Raw genomic sequence first — 22,889 nt, forward strand, 5'->3', positions numbered from 1 at the left:
ACTTCATTTCCATCAGCATCTGCAATAACAAAATTAGTACCGCCATCAGTAATAGTATATGTTCCAGCAGCGCCACTTCCAGTGATAGACACAACTCCATCAACAGCTAATGCAGTTGAAACACTATCATCTAGGTCTACAGAGTTACGAAAATCTCCATTTAATAACTTCATTTTATTAAATTCAGTTTGACTTGAAATATCATTTAATTCAGTTTTAAGTTGTGTTCTATCTTCATCAGTATAAGTATCAGATGAAGATTGAACAGCTAATTCTCTCATTCTTTGAAGCATTGCATGAGTCTCATTTAGTGCCCCTTCAGCCGTTTGGATTAAAGAAATTGCATCTTGTGAGTTACGAGATGCTTGATCTAAACCACGTACTTGAGCACGCATTTTTTCAGAGATTGCTAAACCTGCTACATCGTCACCTGCACGGTTAATGATTTACCAGTAGCGCCAACGTTAATCCCCATCTGACGATGAACAACCACTCGTTTTCTACCAAATCTCTCACTCTTCTAATTCCCTCAAACCCAGCAGTAGCAAGCAATCCCACAATCCTAGTTGAGCAACATTAGTGCAAAAAAATAGAACGGAAAGTTCCGTTCCCAAAACATAGAATGCCTCAATAGTTTGGAAGCATAATGCTCAAAAGATAGGTTTCCATTAGAACACCAAATGGTAGACAGACAATACCAAGTAGCTCAAGAGGTTGGTCTCCCTAACTGTTTGTGACTCTTTTCCATGAAACCCTTCTCTAGTAGCTCTATCCATCACAATTCCCCCTTAGATGTGTCCTTTTTCTTTGAGCGAAACAAACTTGTCCTCGCAGATGATCAAATGATCAATCAGTTCAATGCCTAGTATCTTACCAACCTCAGCTAAATGCCTTGTCACTTCCACATCTTCCCTTGATTCAGATGGATCTTGACTGGGATGATTGTGCGCTACGATGATCGAAGCAGAATTAGCTAGAATGGCAACTTTCATCACCTCCCTTGGATGTACGAGACTTGAATTCAATGTTCCTACACTAACCGTATGAATGGCAGTTGGTTGGTTCTTCGTATCTAATGTTAGAAGCATGAGCTGTTCACAATCTGAGTCCACTAGAAATGACTTTAGCAGCTGGTATGCATCCTCTGGTGACTTAATCTTACGATCCTTGTACAACAAACTTGACTCCCTAACCATCTTTAGACTAACAATGTTCACTCGCTTAGCTGGCTCCTGCTTCATTTCCTTTACTACATCAATCAATGGAAACTGTAACTGTGTTCCGTAATCATACCTTCTCACCTTAACATTCCTCCTAAAATAAAATAGCCCCTACTCCCACAATGGAAGTAGAGGGTTAGGTCGCTTGTTTCTTGAACATTAGTACTCATAGAACAAACGTACGTCCAATTTTATAATATATGTCTGAAGTTTTAGTTGGTACTGTGTGTATCATTACAGTTATTTAGAGCATCAATTACAGGTACATTGGCTTTCGGCAGTGATACTTACTAAACATAAATTACTTCTGAAAACCATTAATTTTTCCGAAATCACCTTTTGCAAAAATCTCAATATCAGCTATATTTAGGACTCTTCTCTGTTCCTTATTAGCACTTGAGCAAAATCCAACTATGCGATAACTAAAATCAATGTTTTTTAAAACTATTCTTATTGCTTCAACTGCTTCATCTAGAGTTTCTTTCAGCTCAAAATCTGAAATACCCGAAACGGCAAAAGGACCAATAATATTAATTGAAGGTTCATATGAGCCATCAATGTATTCAATTTCAATAATCATATCCATAGTTTTCACACCTACTTTTTTTGCTAATAAAATGAAATACATCATGTTAAAGCTATTTGAAAACTTATCTGTCATTAAATAAAATATTGAAATAAATCAATACGGTTTAATCTTTAAGTATACTTGCTATATAATCTAAACGTAGTTGGTTATCTTTTTCTAGTAAATCGTAAACTTGTTTTAAGTATTCATGATTATGCTCAATGGTTTTAGAAAATGATTGTATTGCCTTAATAATTATATCTCTATTTAATTCTTTAAAATGTGAAGCTAACCCTATTAAATGTAATTTTAATAATAGAAAATGTACAACCATCATATAATAATTTTTTATAAGGGAAGCCGATTTATCTAATGATAACGGGAATGTATTCTTAAATACATAGTTTACCAAATAGTTTTCCATTATATGTTCATTCTTTAACATATAGGGTTGATAATATAGATTATTAATTTCGGTGAACCTCTCAACAAAGTTTTCCACAATTGTGGTTTCATTAAATTCAAAACCTTGTACAACTTGTTTTAGAATTTCATAATACCTTGTATTGATATGACTAGCATCTTTTAATTTTTTACTTATTAAATTTAGAAATTTTAGTATAGTAATAGAATTTGAAGGTATATCATTTAATGTATCTTCAAAGTGTTTATTAGCGAGTAAATATTCAAATTGCTTTTCTAATAAGTCAACATTATCTAACTGATTTTTGTTTATTAAAATCTCGATCTCTTGACAAAAAAACCCTAATATAATTAACCTTTCGGATATACTATACTGTCTACTTTGAAGTATCTTAATTGTGAACATGCGAATAGCCCAAAAATGTTGCTCTATTGAGACATCTGTTTTTTTTGTTTTTATCTTTTTTCCAACTCTGTTTCTAAAGCCTTTCTCACTTCTTTCTTTAACATCAAACTCCATTTTATCGGGGTTTAATAGTACTAGACGCGCCATTTCAGGACAAGAAATTGATCCAGACTCTTCAATATAATTATCAACCTCATTATAATTTCTCGGATAAATCGCACATGTATTCGAAAGATATGATTCACCAAATTTTAGCTGTATATTACATAACAAATCTTCTGACAACATGGTACAACGAATATCATTGTCTAATCTCATATATGCATATACTTCCTCATTCTCACTTTTTTTATCACGAAGTATATTCTTGCTAAGGTTTTTTTTGAAATCTGAATCTTTTATATTTCGATACTTCTTATAAGTTTTTTTATCAACTGATATTCTCCAACCAGTACAGCAAGTGTCTTCACATTTAGAACCAATACATTGAAATTTCTCCATATACTTAGGACTTAAAGTCTGCATTAAAAGAACTCCTTTATTTAGGTTTACGTAATTTTATTAAATAATAAATTATTTAAAAAGAGACCTAAAATAAAATCCTAGGTCTCTTTTTAAATAAACTATTAACGTAATAATTGTAATACCGCTTGTGGTTGTTGGTTGGCTTGAGCAAGCATAGCCTGTGATGCTTGGTTAAGAATGTTGTTTTTAGTGAAATTCATCATTTCTTTTGCCATATCAACATCACGAATACGAGATTCTGCAGCTTGTAAATTTTCAGCAGCGTTATCAAGGTTTTTAATTGTATGTTCTAAACGGTTTTGGTAAGAACCAAGCGTTGAACGAGTAGTAGAAACTAACTTTATAGCTGTATCTACAGCATCAATATCTGTGTCATGTTTAGCTTTTGTACCATCAACAGCAACAGCACTTGTAGCAAGGTCTCCTGCAGCACTCAAATTCTTATCTAATTTAAGATTTAATTGTTGAGTTTTATTAGCTCCAATTTGAAAATCTTTATCAAATGAACCATTTATTAATTTCTTACCATTGAACTCTGTACGCGTTGAAATACCTGTTAATTCATCATTCAACTGTGTAATTTCAGCATTAATTGCTGCGATATCATCAGCTTCGAGTGTACCGCCATTTCCACCTTGTACTACTAATTCACGCATACGTTGAAGAATAGCGTGTTGTTCATTAAGTGCTCCCTCAGCTGTTTGAATGAGAGAGATTGCATCTTGAGAGTTACGAGATGCTTGATCCAAACCACGAATTTGTCCACGCATTTTTTCAGAAATTGATAGACCAGCAGCATCATCACCAGCACGGTTGATACGAAGACCTGAAGATAATTTCTCCATAGACTTACCTGCTGAATTAATGTTCATGCCCATCTGACGGTGAGAGTTCATTGCATTTAAATTGTGATTGATAATCATTTAATTTTCCTCCTTGAATGTCGTGTTCACGTCCTTGTGAACAATCTTTTTAGAGAGAAATCTAGGTCGGCCGCCCTATTTTCTCTTACATTCTTTTTATCGACAATGTTTTCAATTATTTAATAGGTTTTATTAAATATTTTATTTATTTTTTAATATTGTTAGTAAAGAGATGTCTTGTGATGCTTCCTTGTTTTCGGACAGAATTTGTTCATAAATTTCGGTTCTTAATATTTCTACATTTTTAGGAGCATTAATGCCTATTTTTACTTGGTCATTTTTAGAAGAAACGATCGTTATTTCTATGTCTTCTCCAATTTTTATGGATTCGCCGCTTTTTCTTGTAAGTACTAGCATGCTGTCACCCCTTGCTCACATATGCTGGAGTGAGTAAATGCTTTGTTTGATAGCTGCTGTCGCTTAAGATCAGCTGTTTGGCATACTTGTTTTTTTTGTTGAAAATAAGAGGTGCTTGTAGATTGGCCGTTGTTTGATCGAACGGTTCTTGGACTGTAAGAATGACATAAGAGAGCACATCACCATCTGTTTCAATTTCTAATTGCTTAATTGAAAGGTCATCAATTGAAAATTGATAGTCTTGGAAAAATTGAAATGGATTTGTGATGACGAATGCAAGGTTTGGTGTTGTAACAGATTGCATGATTGAAAAAACATCGTTTTCTGGAAGATTCAAGATAACAAATCGTTTTTCACTTAAGAATCCAGGAATACCTTTTTCAAAATGCCAAATTTCCTCTTCACTGATTTCTATTACATCATGATATTTTGTGTCAATGTTCATAAGCCACATTCCTTTTTAAGCAATTTTTATACATCCTAACTTATTTATGGTATGTTCACAACATCGATCTTTAATGAAGGCTGCTGCTTCATTTGGTATGTAATATCGCCTTTTTGATAATCTATCATCGGCTTTCGTGCAACAGTGTTATTCACGACTTTTTGGGGCTCCGCCTGTATATCCAAATGACCTGGCTGATAATTGATTTTCACACTGAATGGAGGAGGAGTGAAACCAATATTGTAATTATAGTTAAATAACTCACTATTCCGTGCAGCTTGACTTGCAATTGCACCGCCTCCATGCTCAATCCTCATCAACTCGTCTCCCTCTGAAGCAGTTCTTGCAATTCCACTTAGGAGGTCATTATATCCCTTTTGGGCATGCTCCTCAATTCTTCGAAAAATATGCTTAATATCCATCGATTCCCAGGCAATCGTTTGATCGATTGACAGCTGCCCTTGCGATCTATGAATAATCATTTCTGCTTTTGGCTGCTGTAAATCAAGCTGTGCCTTAGGCTGTTCAATCGTTTGCTGTGCGAGAGTGCCGGTTATATTAATCTTTGCAAATGCTGACTCCATCCGTATTTGCGGTATCTGCATACTTGTCACCTCATCATATAGAAAAAGCTATCTAAATAGATAGCCAATTTTTATCTGAGAAAATCCATTAAAGTTGGTTGAATTATACGAGAACCAACTGAAAGTGCTGCACGATGAACACTTTCCTGAGCGAGCAGCTCCGTTACGACCTTCTCGAAGTCAATATCTTCATTATCTGACATGACCTTCTTTGAGATGATCTCCTGCTGGTCAATTCTTTCCTCCATTAATTCTACACGATTAGCACGGGCACCTAGATTGGCGCGCGCATTAGTTACATTGTCTAGGTGACCTTCTATTTTATCTAAATAAGGGCTTATTGAATTACTATCAGAATTAGGATTTTCTAATGAGAGGATTAGTCCTTCTACATCCTTAAATAAATCCTCAGTAAACACAACTTGCGGATTTACATTAACTGGAATAAAAACACCCTTAGATAGCTCAAATTGTATCGGATTACTATTATTAGAAACCTTAATTGGTGAAGCACTTGCATCTACTGGTTTACTAAGTGTGTCTGTTCCATTAAAAATATATTTGTCACCGACTTTTGTGTTGGCAATCTCTACTAAGTGCTCTTTTAATTGCGAGATTTCTTCACTAATTGATTTACGTTGACCTTCATCATATGTATCTGTGCTTGATTGGACGATGAGCTCACGAATTCGATGAAGAGCCTGACCTGCTTTATCTAGCGAAGCATCGGAATTGTCCATCCAGTTGTAGGCTTCTGAAAAATTCCTTTTAAACTGTTCTACCTCTTGTAGGTTGCGACGATATGTGACTCCTTTCATCGCAACAACCGGATCATCTGAGGGACGGGATATTTTCTTCTGAGTGTTCAATTGATCTTGATATTTTCCTAGTCTTTCATAGCTTGTACTTAAATTCGAGAGCATATTTCTTGAAAGCATCGTTTGTGTTACACGCAAAGCCTATTCACCATCCTATCTTCCAACGACACCCATACCGTTGATAATTTTATCAAGCATTTCATCAATGACTGTAATTTGGCGTGCTGATGCATTATATGCATGCTGGAATTTGATTAAATTCGTCATTTCTTCATCCAAAGAAACAGAGCTTACCGAATTACGGTTATTTTCAACAGATTCTCTAAGAATTGTACTGTTATTCGTTAGACGATTCGCCTGCATTGACTCTACTCCAAGCTGTCCGATCATTCCTTCGTAGAAGAAATTAAGTGTCCCAGTTTTAACTACACTAAGAGCTTGCAAATCAATTGTTACATTTGGTAACCCTTCTAGTTCGTGTGCTGTGTTTGTTAAAAGCATATTTGAAATATTAGCTAAGTTAAGGGCATTCTTCCCATCACCAGCATCTACACCGATTGGATTTCCATTTTCATCGAATTTCTGCTTAGTTGAAGCAGCGATTTCACTTGGTTTTAAATTCCCAAGGATAATATCTTTTGCAGCGCCTTTATATTTCGTTAAATCAGTAAAATCAACATTAGAATCTGCTACTGTAGTGAAGAATTTATTCGAGCCCTGATCTCCATCTAAATTATAGCCCTTCGAATGAATCTCATTAAAGATATTAGCAAAGGAAAACGCAAGCTTATCTAAATTATCCAGCATATCTGGGTAAGTCCCTTTTATACCAGTCGTAGTTTCATAACCATACGATTCTATTAAGGCACGCAGCTTACCAGTTCCAAACGCTATTTCATCAGATGAATCAACAAAATCCATCGTCCCCAGCTGCTGCTTTCCACTATCGTCAAATATTGAAATCGTGTTAATTTTATCAGGAGGAACATCATAGGAAAGACCATTACTTCCAGCAAAACCAAGCTGAACATAATCATCAGCAGTCACTAGATTTCTCTCTTTACCGTCTGTACCTACGAGCTTAATATTGTATTGTCCCTCTGCGATTTCCTGAGGCTTTCCTCCAGACTTTGTTTTCACAACTCTAATATTTAAGTGATTTGATAACTGATCAACCATTAAATCACGCTGATCGTATAAATCATTTGGTAAATAACCATGTGGTTCAATCTCACCAATTTGCTTATTCAAGTCAGCAATTTGCTTAAGAAGTGAGTTAATTTCTTTCAGGTTAACACTTACCTCATTCCCTAGGTCATTCTTAATCGTTGTTAAGGAATCATTAAGGAAATGGAAAGTGTCTGCGACAGCCCTTCCGCGTTCAAGCACAACCTGCCTAGTTCCTTCATTCTCTGGATATGTTGCTAAATCTTGAAGGGATTGCCAAAACTCACCCATGACGGCTGATAAACCATTGGTGCTTGGTTCATTCACAATGTCTTCCATCTTGCTTAAGGATTTTGCCTTCGATTCCCAATATCCTAGCTTGTTCTGCTCGTTACGGTATTGAACATCCAGAAACGCCTCACGGATCCGTTGAATCGATCCTGCTTTCACCCCTGTTCCCATTTGTCCAGGAATTTGCGGTCGGTTTATAGCCGGAGCAGGGAATGGCTCTGTTTGCACGAAATTCACTCTTTGGCGAGAGTAGCCAGGTGTATTAGCATTCGCAATGTTATGTCCTGTTACGAATAAGGCGTTTTGTTGTGTAGACATTCCACGCCTTGCCGTTTCCAAACCATGAAAAGTAGAAATCATCATTCTACCTCCAGTTCTACAAATTTTAGCTTCGCTTGTTTTATTTCTATGGCTTATGCCCACTTTTCTGAAGTAATAGACCCAAAAAGGTTAAGCCTTTGAGTCAAATAAGGTCACACTTGGTCTATTTGCTTCCTCATCCTTGGAATAATTAGTTGGGCTTTCTGGAATAAGTAGATCTATATTTAAAGAGACAAACTGTAGAGATTGCTCTAATAATTGCTGGTTAAGCTCGTTGATGGTTTTCAATTCAAATAATTGTTCCATCAGGCTTTCTTGGAGAGATTTTATTTGTTCGGCTTCTGCTTTTTCAAATAGAGGCAGACAATCCCTCAGTGTCGGGTCTTCATGATCAGGTAATAACTCAGAAATCATCTTTACCCGTTCATCCTCAATCTTTCGAATGGCAATAACATGAGATTGTTCATTTTTCATTAATGTTTGTAAAGCTTCCAAATCTCCTTTTTTCAAAACTTCTGTTTTTTCAAGAGCAAGCTGATACAGGCTTTTATGGAGCTTTAGTAATTTTTCTAGCAAAACGAATAATGGCTGGGCCGACAAAGTTACCTCACCTCTCTATGTTAGGCTAACACCCCAAATAGCCAGTTCAAAAAATAAAATCAGTACGTTACTGATTTTATTTTTTCATCATATTATTATTATCGGTTGAAAAGTGAAGTTCTTTAAGTATAAACGTTAATCAAAAGCCCTTTGATTTCACCAACTAAATTTAAAATGTCCAAGCCCTTCTTTTCTTTTTCTAGTACCGCATTTGTTAGATCAAGAAGCTTTTTATCGACTTCCTTCACAATTTTGTATACCTTCGTTCTCCCGCGCCGATTAAAGCCTCGCTGGTCTTCAAGTTTTAACCCGTTATTTACCGCATCCTCCATAAATTCCTTAACGAGTTTCTTATATTTTTTTAAATCCTCAATCGTTCTAGATTCAACTAGCAATTTCCCTTGATCTTCGATGTCTTGCATCATCTTTATCATTTTTTCATGAATCAGATTCTCTCGCTTCTTGCCCATAACTTCAGTAAATGAAACGGATGCACTTGCAACCTCTTCCTTCTTCTCCATCCGATTCATTCCCGTCTTTGAGACTCTATTGACTTCCATCATTACACCACCCATGCTTCAATAGTTCCATTTTAAAAGAAAAAAGAGGAGAAGCCAACATGACTCACTCCTCTCGAACGTTTATTTTAATAACTGAAGAATCCCTTGCGGAAGTTGATTTGCTTGTGCAAGCATCGCTTGACCAGCCTGATTTAAGATGTTATTCCTGGTAAAAGTTGTCATTTCCTCTGCCATATCAAGATCACGTATGCGTGATTCTGCAGAGGTTAAGTTTTCATTAGCAGTTTGCAGATTATTTGTTGTATGCTCCAAGCGATTCTGGAATGCACCAAGCTTACTGCGTTCAGCTGAAACTATTTTAATCGCATTTTCAAATATATTGATTGCGGCACTTGCAGCTGTTTCAGACATAACGTCAACACCTTGAACCGCATTCACTCCAGTAACTGTAGGGGATCCGTCAGCATTTCGTCCAATTCCCAAGCTACCCGCATCCATCACTCCTAGCGTAACCCCTAATGTTTCAGAGCTATTAGCACCAATTTGGAAATTTAGAGTAAGCTCTTTACCTTTGTTGGCTTCGAAGTCGCCGTCAAATAAAGCAATTTCAAGACCATTTGATCCAGAATCGTCAAAAACATCGCTAGTTTGTGTACGATTAGATGATAGCACGAGCGTTGACCCTACTACATCATGAGAGCTTAGTGCTGTAAGAACGCCATCCACATCATTGTTCTTAATATCGCCAATTGCACTGTCTATATCTGCTAATATAGTAAAAATATCTTTTCCTTCAATATCAATCGTTAGCGTACCTTCTTGGTTTGGGCTACCGTTAAAGGTATTTAATGCATCAGGTCCATGAGAATACCCAGCAGAAGCTCCTTTTTTGAATAAGATTGTCAGATTATCAATCTTTAACTGGTCTCCATCCTTAGGTAAATCAGAGAATGTAAGGTTAAACGAATTTGTATAGTTAGCTGTGTCAGAAGCTACCAAAGAAACTGGAATTGCTTTCACACTTGAATCAACTGGATCTAAAACATTAACCGTACCAGGTTTACCATCTATTTTTATAGCTTCAGCATCTTTTGGTGACATAGGATTTGTCGTTACAAGCTTAAGAATTCCATTTATGATATTATCATCATCAGCGTTAGTAGCATCTTCTGCAGCAGAAGTCTTTACGAACGCTGAAGTGTTGAATGTTCCACTATCATTCTGACCAATAGCCAAAGTCAATTTATCTATTAAATTATTGATATTACTGATGGAGTTCCCATCAGTTCCACCATCTTGCCAATCTGCGGTTAAGTCAAGAACAATGTTGCCATTATTAGGAGCTGTCGCAGTATTATCAGAATAGATCTCGTAAGTTAAATTATTGATTGTAAACGTTTGACCATTAGCTACAGCCTTCGTCTGTTCTCCAAATGCATTTGGAAACTCTAATACAATCTCCGCTGGCTCTGTCGGGTCTGCCGTCACAACACCTTTCCAGACCCCATTAGCATCATAAGCAACCTGACTGGAATTTACGTCCGCAAATGCACGTCCTTCCGTCGAACCACTAAAGAGCTTCTTCTGGTTAAATTGAGTCGTATCTGCAATTCGATCAATTTCAAATGTTAATTGGTTAATTTCATCTTGGATGGCTTGTCTATCTTGGGTCTCTAGAGTTCCATTGGCTGCCTGTACAGACAGCTCTCTCATTCTTTGAAGGATGCTATGTACTTCGTTTAGGGCTCCTTCACCTGTTTGAATAAGAGAAATTGCATCCAAAGTATTTCTTTCAGCCATATCTAAACCACGGATTTGCGAACGCATTTTTTCTGAGATTGCTAGTCCTGCAGCGTCATCTGAAGCTTTATTAATCCGTAGACCTGATGATAGCTTCTCTAAGCTTTTCGATGTACTGTTCATCGTTTGCGATAAGTTGCGGTATGCATTTAATGCTTGTATATTATGATTAATTCTCATTCTTATTTCCCCTCTTCCACCAGAGTATTCTCCCGCTCAAGCACCATAACATTTTGTTCATAGGCTCTCGTTTTTCTTCGATGCAGCATTTGTTTTTCATTCGGCTTGTTTTTTAATGCCTCATTCCATGAACTTGCTAATCTTTCGGCAATTGATAGAACCTCTCCAATCACGGAAGCATCCTTCTTTTTATTGCCTTCGATAACCCGTTCTGCCATATAGTTATAGAGAGTATCTAGTTGATCAGCTATAATTCCTGCCTCATAATTAAGACCGGCACCTAGTCTATAAAGGATATCGTTTATTTTTTGTAATTTTTTGTTCGCATCTATAAACCTTTTTTCTTCTATATCCTCAATCGATCTATGAAGCTGTTCGATCATCGCTTCGTATAGAAGGGAGGTAATCTCCTGTGAGCTTTTTTTATAGATAAATTCCTCAGTTAGAAATTCCACGATTCGCTTGCCCCCTGTGGTTTACTTACTCTATTAATTTATCGACCATTATTTAAATATATTAATATCGTTTTTCCATTTCCTCGATCATAAGAAGAATTTCTGCCATCACGGAATAAAGCTGTGGGGGGATATTATCTCCTAAATCGATATCTAGAAGATTTTGCACTAATACTGCATCCTCTTCCATTTGCACGTTATGCTTCTTAGCCAGCTCGATAATTTTCGAAGCTAACTGTCCTCTTCCTTGAGCAACCACGGTTGGACTACTGCCAGTTTGCTCATCGAAACGTATAACTGCAGCAGAGGGACCATTAATTTGCTTGCGATTTTTCTGATTGAAATATTGCCTGTTCATACGGTAAAATCGTATCCTCTCTCAGTAAACTTCGGAATATTGGATTTTGAAGGTTCTTTCTTTTCTTCCACTGCTCTTTTTTCCTCTGTAAAGTTCGTAAATTGAATCGAACCAATGTTATAGCCGATTTCCTTCAACCTTTCTTTCGCCATTAATGCTATAGGCTCGATTTTTTCCTTAAAATCGGCCTTATCATTTTTTACCGTGATTGAGAGCGTTCTTTCGACAGAAGAAAGAAGTATTCCGACATCTCCAAGCTTTTTCGTTTCAATGAGAAAATATAAGCTGCAATTTTCCCAATCGACCTTTTGCTGTTCATTTTTCGAATTAATGAACACCTTCACTTGCTCTGCTTGGTCTTTAAGCAAAAATGGCAATGTAAACATCATGCTTTGAAGAGAAGATGAATCGGTTTTACTAAGAAGCTGCTGCCCTGTTAATTGCGTTATTGTTTGCTCTGCCTTTTGTGATAAGGGTTGCTCCTGACTAGATTGTGCTAATCTTAGCAACGCATTCTTTAAAGAGCTATCCGCTCCCTCATCCGCTTGACCCTTTGATAATAATGAAAATGCCTGTTCAGATTCATAGGTCATTCCTAATGATCGCAGGTGCTCAAATACTTGTCTTCCAGTGGCATGCTCTCGAACAGCTGTCATGGATGAATCTAATGATTTCGCCAGTTGTGACGATAAAGATGGCTGCTCAAGCTGAAGAAGCTCCTTTGATACAAAATGCTGCATTCTAGTATCCGATGGTTTAAAAATAAGTTTTTCTATCCCATCCTTCACTTCATGGACGACTCTAGACGCTTGATTGTAATCCCCTTTTTCGAGCAGCTTCTTAGCTTCAGCTAATTGAGAGCTAGCCTTAAGCAGCTTCTTCTCTGTCGCCATATCGGTATACAGCATCATGTCACTTTTTAAAATTGCATTATCTAGCTGCTTAATTGTAGATTCTAACAATGGCTTTACTTGTGTACGTGCCAGCTGTTTATGTTGAGTGATTAAGGTTTCAACCGCTTGAAGATTCCTTGTAATATCCCTTTTAGTATTTTTAAAATCAATGGCCATTTGTGAAAGCTTTTCAGTAATTCTAGAAACAATATAATCCTTAGATTGAATCGGTAGTGTGGCGATAAAATCATCATTAATCTGGTATGTTTCCTTTGCACTCTGGACTTCTTGCTGTAGAAAAGTTCCTTCTTTGGCAACTTGGTTTAACATGCTTAAAAGCTCTTGTCTAGCAGCCAATTCGCGACCTGCATCTGCAAGCTGCTCCGCCCTTGATAATGCTGTTAGAATGTTATTCTTCTGATTAGGAGGGAATGAGTCTTCCACATCTTTCCTTAACATCATAATAATCTTTTGTATATCTGGTTCTTTATTAATTGCTTTTTTAATAGCTTCCAAATCAGTTGTCTGCTTAGGCTGATCATCTATATTATTGAGACCATTTAAAAGGGAGGACGCTGTTGATGCTTCTACCTTTGTAGTACTTTCCGTTCCAGCTAACACTTGATTCGACAGGATTCCTTCTTGTAAAAATCTTCCTTTAAGAAAATGGACGATGCTTTGAATAGATTCTCCTTTTTGAAGCATAGCTTTTACCTTAGTTGCTTCTTCGATATTAGAGCTTTGCAGCGCTCGTCTGATTTGATTGATCATTTCTTGAGAGGAAGCGTTCTCCTTCAAGATATTAGGAATAGATGAGTTTGTCTGACCTCTTTTTGTTACAACTTCATTTATAAAATCACTTATTTTAGCCTTTCCATGTAGTGCTTCATGGACCGATTTTATATGAACAGCTGTAAATTCCAACTTTTTCTTTGCCATGGAGGCAATGGTTTCAAGCTTTTGATTAATCGTTCCCGAACCTTTTTCGATAAATGCCGAGAGCTGCATAAGCGTGTTTTTTGAAACTGGCATATTATTCATTTTTAATATGGCTATTGCTTTTTTAAGAATGGCTTTCGTATCTGAATTTATATTTAATCCTTCAGGTAAAGAACTCGTTTTAGGGGGTATTATGTTTTGGTTAGGAATTTGTTTGACTATAGGGAGCTGCTGAGTTGTGTCAGTAATCTCAACGGCTATTCTGCCATTTGATGGATAGGATCCTTGAAACTTTGCTCTCAGCTCCTGCCCTTTAATCTGTAGAATCGCTTCATTGTTAGGGAGCTTCTCCTTCACTATTGCTTGAAAAACATCTCCCTCCTTTAGCGAGAGTGGAGTTTCATTTTGTATCGATACTGGAATGGTTGACTGATTGTTTACTTGCATAATTTTTCACGCTCCGCCAATTTCTAAACACTAATCCGCTTTTATTGATCCGCACAAAAGAAAAAATCAATACTGCTGTCGTATTGATTTACTTCTTATAAAACTGAAGAATTCCTTTTGCGATCTCAGTTGAATTTGGTTTATAAGTTCCGTTCTCTACTTGTATCTTTAATTTTTCTACTTTTTCCTGTCTTTCATTTTCAATAGATGAAATTGATTGAAGGTCTTTAGCAACCGTAGAAATTTCGACTTTATCCAATTTCTTGTTAGCTATCGATTCTATTTGATCAAGCTTGTTTTGCTGTCTTTTGTATGGATTTATACCAGATGGGCCTATATTATTGATTTTCACCATTTATCCCTCACTTTCTATCCGATACATTTTGATCTATTCCTATTATCGGTTAAAAGTGTCTTTTTTTTAACATTATTTTTAAAAAGAGAGACTACCTCTTCCGAAACTTCTCATCCACCGCAAAGTAAGTCCCTTGCTTCTCTCTTCGTTCTATTTCCCTCCTGCGCTCTTCTTCGGATGCATGTACTTGTAAATCCTTTCTGAGCTCCTCTGTACACTTATCACAGATTTTCCCTGTTCGAATAATTGCTCCGCATTTGTCACATGGGTATCCTAGATTCGGAAACTGGGTCAGCTGAAGTCTACCGGCTTTGATGAATTTTAAAATTAATTCTTCTTCGACTCCTGTTGCTTCGACAACCTGGTTCATCGTTGCGGCGCGGTTTTCGCGTTTGCGCATGAATTGGTAGACGGTTTCGTAGGCTTTTTCTTCTTCTTTCCAGCATTTATCGCACACATCGCGGAATTTATTTTTTACAAAAATACTATCGCAGTTCGGGCAATTTGTTAGCTCCATTATTTCTCCCCCTCATGTTGAACATGTCTCTTTATTTCCTCCATTATAGCCAAAGTTCTCCATTTAAGAAATGACGGATTCGCGAATTTTCTTTAGCCGCGGGCAAAAGTAAGGGAGCAAACTGAACGTGCACCCGCTTCCTTTAAACATTTAGCTGCATGCCGGAGTGTGGAGCCTGTTGTATAAATATCGTCGATTAACAGGATATTTTGATCGGAGATGGGTTCTTTTATTTGAAAGACTTGCTCTAGATGGATTCGTTCGGAGCGGGATTTCTTCGATTGTTTTTCGGTGTTGATTCTGGTAAAAAGATCGCTTGGCTCAAGGCCACAAGCCCGAATTAATGCCTCTGACTGGTTAAAGCCGCGTTCATAAAGCCGCTCGTCACTTAATGGAATCGGAACGATGAGGTCAAACGTGATTGCTGTAAGCCTCTTCCTCATAAAGGAGGCAAAAACATTCGAAAGGACATAGTCACCTCGGTATTTATATTGGGCCATGACCTCTTTGGCAAAATCATTGTACATTACAATAGAATAATTTTTCTCCAAAGTTCCTGCCCATTGCGGATCCCCCTCCCAGCGGACACAATCTAGGCATTGGTCATGTAGCTTAAATTGTGGTTCTAGATTATCTAACGGGCGGACACAAGTTCGGCATGTTTCGCCAATAATGATGGAAAACTTTTCGTGGCAGGACACACACACTGAAGCCTCTTCCACTTTGGAAAATAAAGCGTTCCAGCCTATTTGAGGGGTTATTTCTGCGAAACAAATAAGACAGTTTTCAATAATCAACCAATCCTTTCTTTCTAGCTTCGGCATTCATTTTTTGGATTTGTTTTTTTGCACGGATCATTGCTTCGGTTTTTCCGTAATGAAAAAATACAATATCACCGCCTGGAGCAAGCGAGCTTCTTCCAACACGGCCAGCAATTTGCACTAAAGCGCTTTCGGTAAAAATCCGATCCTCTGCACCAAAGACAGCGACATCAATATTAGGAAAGGTAACTCCCCTTTCTAAAATAGTGGTCGTGAGTAGCATCGGGATATCCCTACTTCTCATCGACAGAACCTTTTCTTTTCTCTTAGTGTCTTCCGCATGGACTGCTTCGATTTTTGGGTTTAATTTTTGTACGAGAGGAAGTATTTTTTCCATCTTATCAATCTTTGGGACAAATAATAGACATTGCTTGTTGGAGTCTAGCCGGTTTTTGATCCATTGGATTACGTTAGGCGGGAGCTGCTCTTTTTTGAGTCGCTTTTCCCAGTTGCCGCACCATTGAAAACGCGGTACCGGGAGAGGGTGTCGGTGAAAACGTGCAGGAATGGTGACAAAATCTCTTTTTCCTTGGCGGCAATCTCTATGCCATTTTTCATTCGGGGTGGCGGTTAGGTAGATCATCGAGGATGTAGGTTTCCGCGATTGGCGGACAGCATATTGGAGTGTTTCTTCAACTGAATAGGGAAAGGCATCGACTTCATCAAGAATGACAGTATCGAAAGCATGGTAGAAACGAAGTAGCTGGTGGGTGGTGGCGATGGTGAGCGGCGCATTGAGGTGGCGGTACTCGCTGCCGCCGTAAAGAGAGGCAACAGGGATATTCGGAAACACCTTTTTCAGCCGGGGAGTAAGCTCGAGGACGACATCGGTTCTAGGTGTTGCGAGGCAAACTCTTTTTTCGGCTGTGAGTGCCGCGTTAATTCCTTCGAAAAGCACCTCGGTTTTCCCCGCGCCGCACACCGCCCAAACGAGAAGCTCCTTGTCGCTGAGTACTGCTTCCACTACCCGCTTTGATGCAATTTGCTGTCCATCGGATAACGTACCATCCCAAGATAGCGGCGGACCTTTACATTCTAATGGGGGCACTGGACCTATCCAGCTTATTAGGGGCGTGCATGTGCTCACTCTTCCCATCATGATGCATTTTCGGCAATAGACACACTCTTCCCCGCATCTTGCACATGGAAACGTGGAGAAAAAATGCTTATCTTTGTTACCGCAGCGCTGGCAAAAACTTTTGCGGCCTTCTGTTAAAATCCCCTTTCGATAAAGGAGATACCCATTTTCATAGTGCTCCTGGATTACTTGTATGGGGTCGTTTAGGTCATCCAGCAATAGCTGCATTCCGGATAGTTGCTGCTGGAGTTCTTGTGAGAATCGGTAGGCTGGATATAGATCTTGGTGAGGAATGCTTTCTATGGAGGAGATTTGATGAGTTTTTGCAGGGGATGGCAGGAGTTTGTCTGGAGTCATTTTCCCTTCGATTACGGCAAATCGCATTTGAACACCTCTTTTATTGAAAATTATTAGGACCCTCCCCTTGATAGAAAGGGTCTTTCATATCTACTTCTTCACCCACCCAAGCCCCATCGAACCCTCGCCAAGATGTGTGCCGATGACTGGACCGAAGTAGCTAATCATAAATTCCACATTTGGGAATTGGTCTTCTAGCTCTGTCTTCCATGCCACTGCTTCTTCCTCCCGGTTAGCATGAATTATAACCGCTCTATATGGTTCACCCGATGCAGCGTCTTCACCCAATAGATCGACCAAACGCTTTAATGCTTTTTTGCGGGTGCGAATTTTTTCGAAAGGGACGATTTTCTTGTCTACAAAATGGAGAAGTGGTTTGACTTGGAGCAGGCTGCCAATGAGTGCCTGGGCGCTGGAAAGCCGTCCGCCACGTTGCAGATGAGAGAGATCGTCCACCATAAAATAAGCGCGGATGGAGTTCTTCATTTCCTCCAGTCGAGAGATGATTTCATAAGGGGGTTTGCATACTGCCGCCATTTCAGCCGCTTCTAGTACATAGAAGCCTTGCACCATGCAGCTAACTTCTGAATCGAATGGGTAAATCTCAATTCCCTCTGCCATCTTGCCTGCTGAAACAGCTCCTTGGTACGTGCCGCTAATCCCGCTTGAGAGGTGGATGCTGATGACCGCATCATATTCATTTGCCAAATCGTTAAAAAGCTCAACAAATTGACCGACAGAAGGTTGAGATGTTGTTGGAAGATCTTTTCGCTTAACCACTTGAAAAAATTCCGAAGCGGAGATTTCGATTTCCTCCTGATAGCTTTCATTTCCGAAGATGACACTGAGAGGGATCATATGAATTTGTAGTGATTCACGTAATTCCTTCGGGATATAGGCTGTACTATCCGTGACAACGGCCGTTTTCTTCATTTGATTACCATCCTTATTTTCTACTCATATCTAAATTACATTTTATCCGAAATCAGCTAGGAATGCATTAAATATAGGTAGAAAGGCTGGGTTAAAATGGTTGGCCGTATAACAAGCACATATTTTATGAATAAATTTTTTAAAAATATATGGCTCGGCTGTCCTCTACCTTTAGACCTCTCTCTTCTATTTCAGCAAGTAATAGTTGAATAAAGTAGGGATCAAGTTTTTGTTCAATTGCTTTAAGGTACGTATTAATAAGAATGGTATCTGTCAAATAAGCTAAACTTTCCATAGGCCATACCTCCTATAACTATACTCCTATATTGCATAAAATTCCAAGTCTTGTAAATAGTTGTAAGATAAATGTCACTATTTTAACAAATTTGATACAATTTGGCGATTCATTTCGATTATGATAAAGTGAAATTCAATAAGTAGAGGGTCTCACTGCTAGTTAATCTGCGATAAAGTGTTTTTTATCATAACAAAGAGCCCTCGATTACTTTAAAGGGAAGATGAGAATGGATAAAAGATTCACAGTTAACACTTGTCCGGGAAAGTTTAAAATAAAAATACCACAAGAATATAAGATCAATATATTAAAAAATGAGCTGGGCCGACACAAGTCGATCAAGGTGCCGAATGTGAACCACTCTATTAGCGGGGACGAATTAGCAGACTGGTTACTCGAGGTTTCCTCTCCACGGGAAGTAGATGAAATAGTTCTGATGATACAATCTGCACGAAGAAGAGGCTCCAGAATCATGTCACTTCTTCAAACGATTGCAGCCGCGTTAATAAAATAAAAAAAACACGTGATGGCATTCCGTTCAATAACGCCATCACGTGTATTCTAGTTCTTCCCTATAGATATTTGGTTTTCAATAACCCGGCTGTCCACCCTAAAAGAACAAACAGCACAGAAATGTTCTTTTTAGGTGCCAGGCACCATCAAAAGACAAATCTTGCGAAAGTGTCCTTTTTGGGTGCCTGGCACCTAAAAAAGGACACAGACAAAATTTATCGGACTTCCACCCAGCCATTTTTGATCGCTACGACAACGGCTTGAGTACGGTCGTTAACATTCATCTTTTGAAGTATGTTACTCACGTGGTTTTTAACTGTTTTTTCACTGATGAAGATGGCTTCGCCGATACCGCGGTTGCTTTTTCCGTCAGCAAGCAGCTGAAGAACTTCGCATTCGCGGCGAGTTAGTAAGTGAAGCGGGCGGCGAATTTCTACTCTTTGTGTGTAGCCCCCACCCTTACCTGACTCTTCAAGTGCGAGACGGCGATATTCATTCACCAAATTATGAGTAACCTTTGGATGCAGGTAGGATCCGCCTTCCGCGACAACCTTTACAGCCTCGATTAATGCATCAGCATCCATTTCTTTCAATAAGTATCCACTAGCGCCAGTTTTTAGGGCATGTGAAACATAGTTTTCATCATCGTGAATCGATAGAATAATGACCTTTGATTCTGGATATTTCTCAATTAACTGTCTCGTTGCTTCTACTCCGTTTGTTGTAGGCATATTAATATCCATGATTACAACGTCTGGCTGATGTTTTTCTACAAGTGCTAACGCCTCGCATCCGTCATCGCCTTCAGCAACAACCGTAAACGATTTTTCAAAATCTAGTATTCTCTTTACGCCTTCTCTAAACAACTGGTGGTCATCGATTATGACAATCTTTGTAGTCAATTGTGTTCCCTCCCAAATAAATCCCAATTTGTCTATTTCTATTTTTTCTCTTATAATTCTACATTTTCTATTTAAATACCTGTGGGTCGATTCTACTATTGTAGAGTAGCATCTCTGTAAAAGCAGCAATCCCGCGGCAGGAGCCTCATTTTTACACAAAAACCTATGTAGGAAAAAACAATGGGCTACATATTTAATGGAACCTGTATGATGACAATGGTCCCTTTTCCAACTGCTGAATCGATGGCCATCTGACCTTCGAGCAGCTCTACTCTTTCTCTCATGCCCATTATCCCAAAAGAATTATGTTTCTTTTCTTGAATATCGAAGCCTTTTCCATCATCTTTAATGACTACCGTTACCTTGGACTTATCAATCTCTAGTCTGACTGTAATTGTATTGGCGTCAGCGTGCTTTAAAGCATTTTGCACGGATTCCTGAATGAGGCGGAAAAGAGCAACTTCATATTTACCAGGCAGACGTTTTTCCTCTTTTATATTTGAAAATTCTATTCTAATAGATTTATGATATTCTTCGATGGTCGCCAAGTATTTTTTGAGGGTCGGGACTAAGCCTAAATCGTCAAGTGCCATTGGGCGCAAATCATAAATAATCCTGCGAACCTCATAGAGAGCGCTGCGGACCATTTTCTTAAGATCACGGATTTCCCCAATTGCAGCAGGACCCCCACGCTCCTTATATACTCGTTCAATTAAATCGGAACGCATCATCACATTCGCCATCATCTGTGCAGGACCATCATGGATTTCACGGGACAGCCGCTTACGCTCTTCTTCCTGTGCTTCGATGATCTTCAAGCCAAATTCCTGCTTCAGCTTGGCGTTTTCCAGCATTTCTCCAACCTGTTTCAGATCACTCATTAAATAATTCATAACCACTGAAATTTGCGAAATCAAATGCTCGGCTCGTTCAATCGTTTCACTTAAGCCCACAAGCCTTCTCTCAATATCATCCCGCCTGTCCCGGAGCTGCTTTTCGAGCTGCTGATTCATGGAATAATCCATTTGCAGGCGGTGAGCCTTTTCATATGCATCCCGAACCTCAGCCTCAGAATAGTCCTTGAAGTGCTTGCTAACCTCAGATAGCTTCTTTCTGGCAAAACGGGTTTGAGCTTCAAGCCTGTCCCCTTCGTCAATAGACTTCTTAACAAGCGCCTTCACTTCTTTTAGCTCATCGGATAATGTTAAATGCTCCTTGCGGCATTGCTCACCAATTTGAAACACTTCGTCCTTGCTCGAACCAACTGCTTCAACCATTTGCTCTAATATCATGTCAAGTGTTTTCGTATCAAATTTCTTATTACTCACAAGATTGTCCTCCAATGATTAGACGCCTAAATAATCACAGAAGTTTCATTAGGGTCTAACTCAATTTGGCGGGCTAGCAAGAACTGATTACAATTTTTTTTGCCTTGCAGCGATCGGAAGAGTACTAACGGCATGTTTACAATGAATAATAAAACTAGGTACCTTCTTATAAGCCCATTACCTATATCCATTATATTAGTTTTATTTAACAAGAGATACTATCATTCCGCCCATTAAATTATACTAATTCTTGAAAAAATCGGTAAAAAGCCTCATGCTTGAGTTTTTCCTCTATGTCTTATATCCTAGTATAATGACCATACGTGTGGAAAAATCCTGAATTTTTCATTCTATCTATTTAATTGCTTAGTAGCTAACATATAGCACCACCAATTTCCCACTACAGGAATAGTGTTATTATATCATGGGACTAAAATTGCTATATTAAGATTTCATTACAAAACAAGATATATTTTTCAAATTTATTATATTTTAGGGAAAGGCGTAACTTTTACCATTATTCATTGATGTAAGATAGGTGTCGAATTATAATAAGGAAAGCGGAAGCGCCTTCGGAACAATTAAAGGACAATTGTTCCTGCGAAGAATATTCACAGAAGCGTTCCTTTGTGTTTAGCCCCGACAAGCATAAGACAGGCCGTCAAGAAGGTTGTTCTTTAACCTTCTTGACGGATTGGCTTATGGCCTCGAGGTCGACAAAACGCGACGTCCTATCGCATTGTCGACACTAGTACGTCCTGTACATCGGGGCTAGGCGCTCATCCTAAAATCTACGCTTTTACTCGTGCGATGGTTATGCTGCCGAAGCATTCCTTGTGGAGCTAGACAGTGAAGAAAGGCGATTCAATGTTTTAAAGAAAGGAGCGGTTATATGCTGCCCCGTTACTATACAGTCAAAGGCTACGGCGAAAACGAAATCGTCATCCAAAAATCACGATTTATTGCCTATGTGACAAGAGCGGAAACAGAAGCAGAAGCACAGGACTTTATTCAGCAAATAAAGAAGAAGCACTGGGATGCTACTCATAACTGCTCTGCTTATATGATTGGCGAAAATGATCAAATTCAGAAGGCAAACGATGACGGTGAGCCAAGCGGCACTGCCGGAGTCCCAATCCTTGAGGTTTTGAAAAAAAAGCATCTAAAAGATACAGCGGTTGTAATTACCCGTTATTTCGGCGGAATTAAACTTGGTGCAGGCGGCCTGATCCGTGCGTATGGAAAAGCCACCTCCGAAGGCATTGATGCAACTGGTATCGTTGAACGAAAATTAATGCGAGTCATGCACACTAAAGTCGATTACACCTGGCTTGGCAAGCTTGAAAATGAACTCCGCTCTTCCGTTTATACGATTAAGGACATCCATTATCTTGACAATGTCGAGTTTGAAACGTATGTCGAAGAGGAGCAAACGGAGAACTTCATTAACTGGATGGTTGAGCTTACGAATGGACAAGGTGTTATGTCGAAAGGTGACAAGGTGTATTTGGAGGAAGAAGTGGGAAAATAATTATATTTACGATTGCCT

Annotated in this window: 25 protein-coding genes and 1 pseudogene; 2 read left to right on the plus strand and 24 right to left on the minus strand. The window is 38.6% G+C overall.

Features of this window, described 5'->3' with window-relative positions; genetic code table 11:
- Positions 1–182: 182 nt before the first annotated feature.
- The 22 genes and pseudogenes from RRV45_RS22135 to sda all read right to left on the minus strand — a co-directional run.
- Positions 183–443 (minus strand): annotated as a pseudogene (locus RRV45_RS22135) (flagellin); the annotation flags it as partial.
- A 345-nt stretch (positions 444–788) separates the two neighbouring features.
- Entirely contained in the window at positions 789–1,301 is a 513-nt protein-coding gene (locus RRV45_RS19725) for a JAB domain-containing protein (protein ID WP_410489307.1), read from the minus strand.
- A 220-nt stretch (positions 1,302–1,521) separates the two neighbouring features.
- Positions 1,522–1,806: a hypothetical protein gene (locus RRV45_RS19730; protein ID WP_315666358.1), complete on the minus strand. Its 285-nt coding sequence runs from the start codon at positions 1,804–1,806 to the stop codon at positions 1,522–1,524.
- Between the two features lie 106 nt (positions 1,807–1,912).
- The gene (gene fliB / locus RRV45_RS19735) at positions 1,913–3,142 is read right to left on the minus strand and encodes a flagellin lysine-N-methylase (RefSeq protein WP_315666359.1); all 1,230 of its coding nucleotides are present in this window, start codon (positions 3,140–3,142) and stop codon (positions 1,913–1,915) included.
- Positions 3,143–3,243: 101 nt separating this feature from the next.
- A complete protein-coding gene (gene hag, locus RRV45_RS19740; protein ID WP_315666360.1) occupies positions 3,244–4,065 on the minus strand; it encodes a flagellin Hag in 822 nt (273 codons plus the stop codon).
- A gap of 141 nt (positions 4,066–4,206) precedes the next feature.
- On the minus strand, positions 4,207–4,422 hold the full coding sequence (gene csrA / locus RRV45_RS19745; RefSeq protein ID WP_315666361.1) for a carbon storage regulator CsrA: 216 nt from the start codon (positions 4,420–4,422) through the stop codon (positions 4,207–4,209).
- 4 nt (positions 4,423–4,426) lie between these two features.
- Positions 4,427–4,867, minus strand: coding sequence for a flagellar assembly protein FliW (gene fliW / locus RRV45_RS19750; RefSeq protein ID WP_315666362.1), 441 nt, complete (start codon positions 4,865–4,867; stop codon positions 4,427–4,429).
- Positions 4,868–4,911: 44 nt separating this feature from the next.
- Entirely contained in the window at positions 4,912–5,472 is a 561-nt protein-coding gene (locus RRV45_RS19755; protein ID WP_315666363.1) for a DUF6470 family protein, read from the minus strand.
- Between the two features lie 50 nt (positions 5,473–5,522).
- Positions 5,523–6,407, minus strand: coding sequence for a flagellar hook-associated protein FlgL (flgL, locus tag RRV45_RS19760; protein WP_315666364.1), 885 nt, complete (start codon positions 6,405–6,407; stop codon positions 5,523–5,525).
- A 15-nt stretch (positions 6,408–6,422) separates the two neighbouring features.
- Positions 6,423–8,090, minus strand: a complete 1,668-nt coding sequence (gene flgK, locus RRV45_RS19765) for a flagellar hook-associated protein FlgK (RefSeq protein WP_315666365.1) — start codon at positions 8,088–8,090, stop codon at positions 6,423–6,425.
- Between the two features lie 87 nt (positions 8,091–8,177).
- Positions 8,178–8,648: a flagellar protein FlgN gene (locus RRV45_RS19770; RefSeq protein WP_315666366.1), complete on the minus strand. Its 471-nt coding sequence runs from the start codon at positions 8,646–8,648 to the stop codon at positions 8,178–8,180.
- Positions 8,649–8,770: 122 nt separating this feature from the next.
- A complete protein-coding gene (locus RRV45_RS19775; RefSeq protein WP_315669096.1) occupies positions 8,771–9,208 on the minus strand; it encodes a YaaR family protein in 438 nt (145 codons plus the stop codon).
- Positions 9,209–9,289: 81 nt separating this feature from the next.
- On the minus strand, positions 9,290–11,149 hold the full coding sequence (locus RRV45_RS19780; RefSeq protein WP_315666367.1) for a flagellin N-terminal helical domain-containing protein: 1,860 nt from the start codon (positions 11,147–11,149) through the stop codon (positions 9,290–9,292).
- Positions 11,150–11,151: 2 nt separating this feature from the next.
- A complete protein-coding gene (gene fliS, locus RRV45_RS19785; protein WP_315666368.1) occupies positions 11,152–11,604 on the minus strand; it encodes a flagellar export chaperone FliS in 453 nt (150 codons plus the stop codon).
- Positions 11,605–11,665: 61 nt separating this feature from the next.
- Positions 11,666–11,962: an EscU/YscU/HrcU family type III secretion system export apparatus switch protein gene (locus tag RRV45_RS19790; protein ID WP_315666369.1), complete on the minus strand. Its 297-nt coding sequence runs from the start codon at positions 11,960–11,962 to the stop codon at positions 11,666–11,668.
- Positions 11,959–14,241: a hypothetical protein gene (locus RRV45_RS19795; RefSeq protein ID WP_315666370.1), complete on the minus strand. Its 2,283-nt coding sequence runs from the start codon at positions 14,239–14,241 to the stop codon at positions 11,959–11,961. The genes RRV45_RS19790 and RRV45_RS19795 overlap by 4 nt, the downstream gene beginning before the upstream one ends.
- An 88-nt stretch (positions 14,242–14,329) precedes the next feature.
- On the minus strand, positions 14,330–14,596 hold the full coding sequence (gene flgM / locus RRV45_RS19800) for a flagellar biosynthesis anti-sigma factor FlgM (RefSeq protein WP_315666371.1): 267 nt from the start codon (positions 14,594–14,596) through the stop codon (positions 14,330–14,332).
- Positions 14,597–14,687: 91 nt separating this feature from the next.
- Positions 14,688–15,116 carry a TIGR03826 family flagellar region protein gene (locus tag RRV45_RS19805; RefSeq protein ID WP_315669097.1) on the minus strand — a complete coding sequence of 143 codons (429 nt, stop codon included), beginning with the start codon at positions 15,114–15,116 and terminating at the stop codon, positions 14,688–14,690.
- 89 nt (positions 15,117–15,205) lie between these two features.
- On the minus strand, positions 15,206–15,814 hold the full coding sequence (locus RRV45_RS19810; RefSeq protein WP_315666372.1) for a ComF family protein: 609 nt from the start codon (positions 15,812–15,814) through the stop codon (positions 15,206–15,208).
- A gap of 85 nt (positions 15,815–15,899) precedes the next feature.
- On the minus strand, positions 15,900–17,396 hold the full coding sequence (locus tag RRV45_RS19815) for a DEAD/DEAH box helicase (protein ID WP_315666373.1): 1,497 nt from the start codon (positions 17,394–17,396) through the stop codon (positions 15,900–15,902).
- Positions 17,397–17,459: 63 nt separating this feature from the next.
- Positions 17,460–18,302: a DegV family protein gene (locus RRV45_RS19820; RefSeq protein ID WP_315666374.1), complete on the minus strand. Its 843-nt coding sequence runs from the start codon at positions 18,300–18,302 to the stop codon at positions 17,460–17,462.
- Between the two features lie 139 nt (positions 18,303–18,441).
- Positions 18,442–18,597, minus strand: a complete 156-nt coding sequence (sda, locus tag RRV45_RS19825; protein ID WP_315666375.1) for a sporulation histidine kinase inhibitor Sda — start codon at positions 18,595–18,597, stop codon at positions 18,442–18,444.
- A gap of 229 nt (positions 18,598–18,826) precedes the next feature.
- Between sda and RRV45_RS19830 the strand changes: the two genes are divergently transcribed.
- A complete protein-coding gene (locus tag RRV45_RS19830) occupies positions 18,827–19,111 on the plus strand; it encodes a hypothetical protein (RefSeq protein WP_315666376.1) in 285 nt (94 codons plus the stop codon).
- Between the two features lie 214 nt (positions 19,112–19,325).
- Here the strand turns inward: RRV45_RS19830 and RRV45_RS19835 are convergent, their stop codons facing one another.
- Together RRV45_RS19835 and RRV45_RS19840 are read right to left on the minus strand one after the other, a co-directional pair.
- The gene (locus RRV45_RS19835; protein WP_315666377.1) at positions 19,326–20,012 is read right to left on the minus strand and encodes a response regulator transcription factor; all 687 of its coding nucleotides are present in this window, start codon (positions 20,010–20,012) and stop codon (positions 19,326–19,328) included.
- A 185-nt stretch (positions 20,013–20,197) separates the two neighbouring features.
- Positions 20,198–21,340 carry a sensor histidine kinase gene (locus RRV45_RS19840; protein WP_315666378.1) on the minus strand — a complete coding sequence of 381 codons (1,143 nt, stop codon included), beginning with the start codon at positions 21,338–21,340 and terminating at the stop codon, positions 20,198–20,200.
- Between the two features lie 892 nt (positions 21,341–22,232).
- Between RRV45_RS19840 and RRV45_RS19845 the strand changes: the two genes are divergently transcribed.
- Entirely contained in the window at positions 22,233–22,871 is a 639-nt protein-coding gene (locus RRV45_RS19845; RefSeq protein ID WP_315666379.1) for a YigZ family protein, read from the plus strand.
- Positions 22,872–22,889: the final 18 nt, after the last annotated feature.

Origin of the sequence: Bacillus sp. DTU_2020_1000418_1_SI_GHA_SEK_038 (assembly GCF_032341175.1) — a bacterium.
GTDB lineage: Bacteria > Bacillota > Bacilli > Bacillales > Cytobacillaceae > Cytobacillus.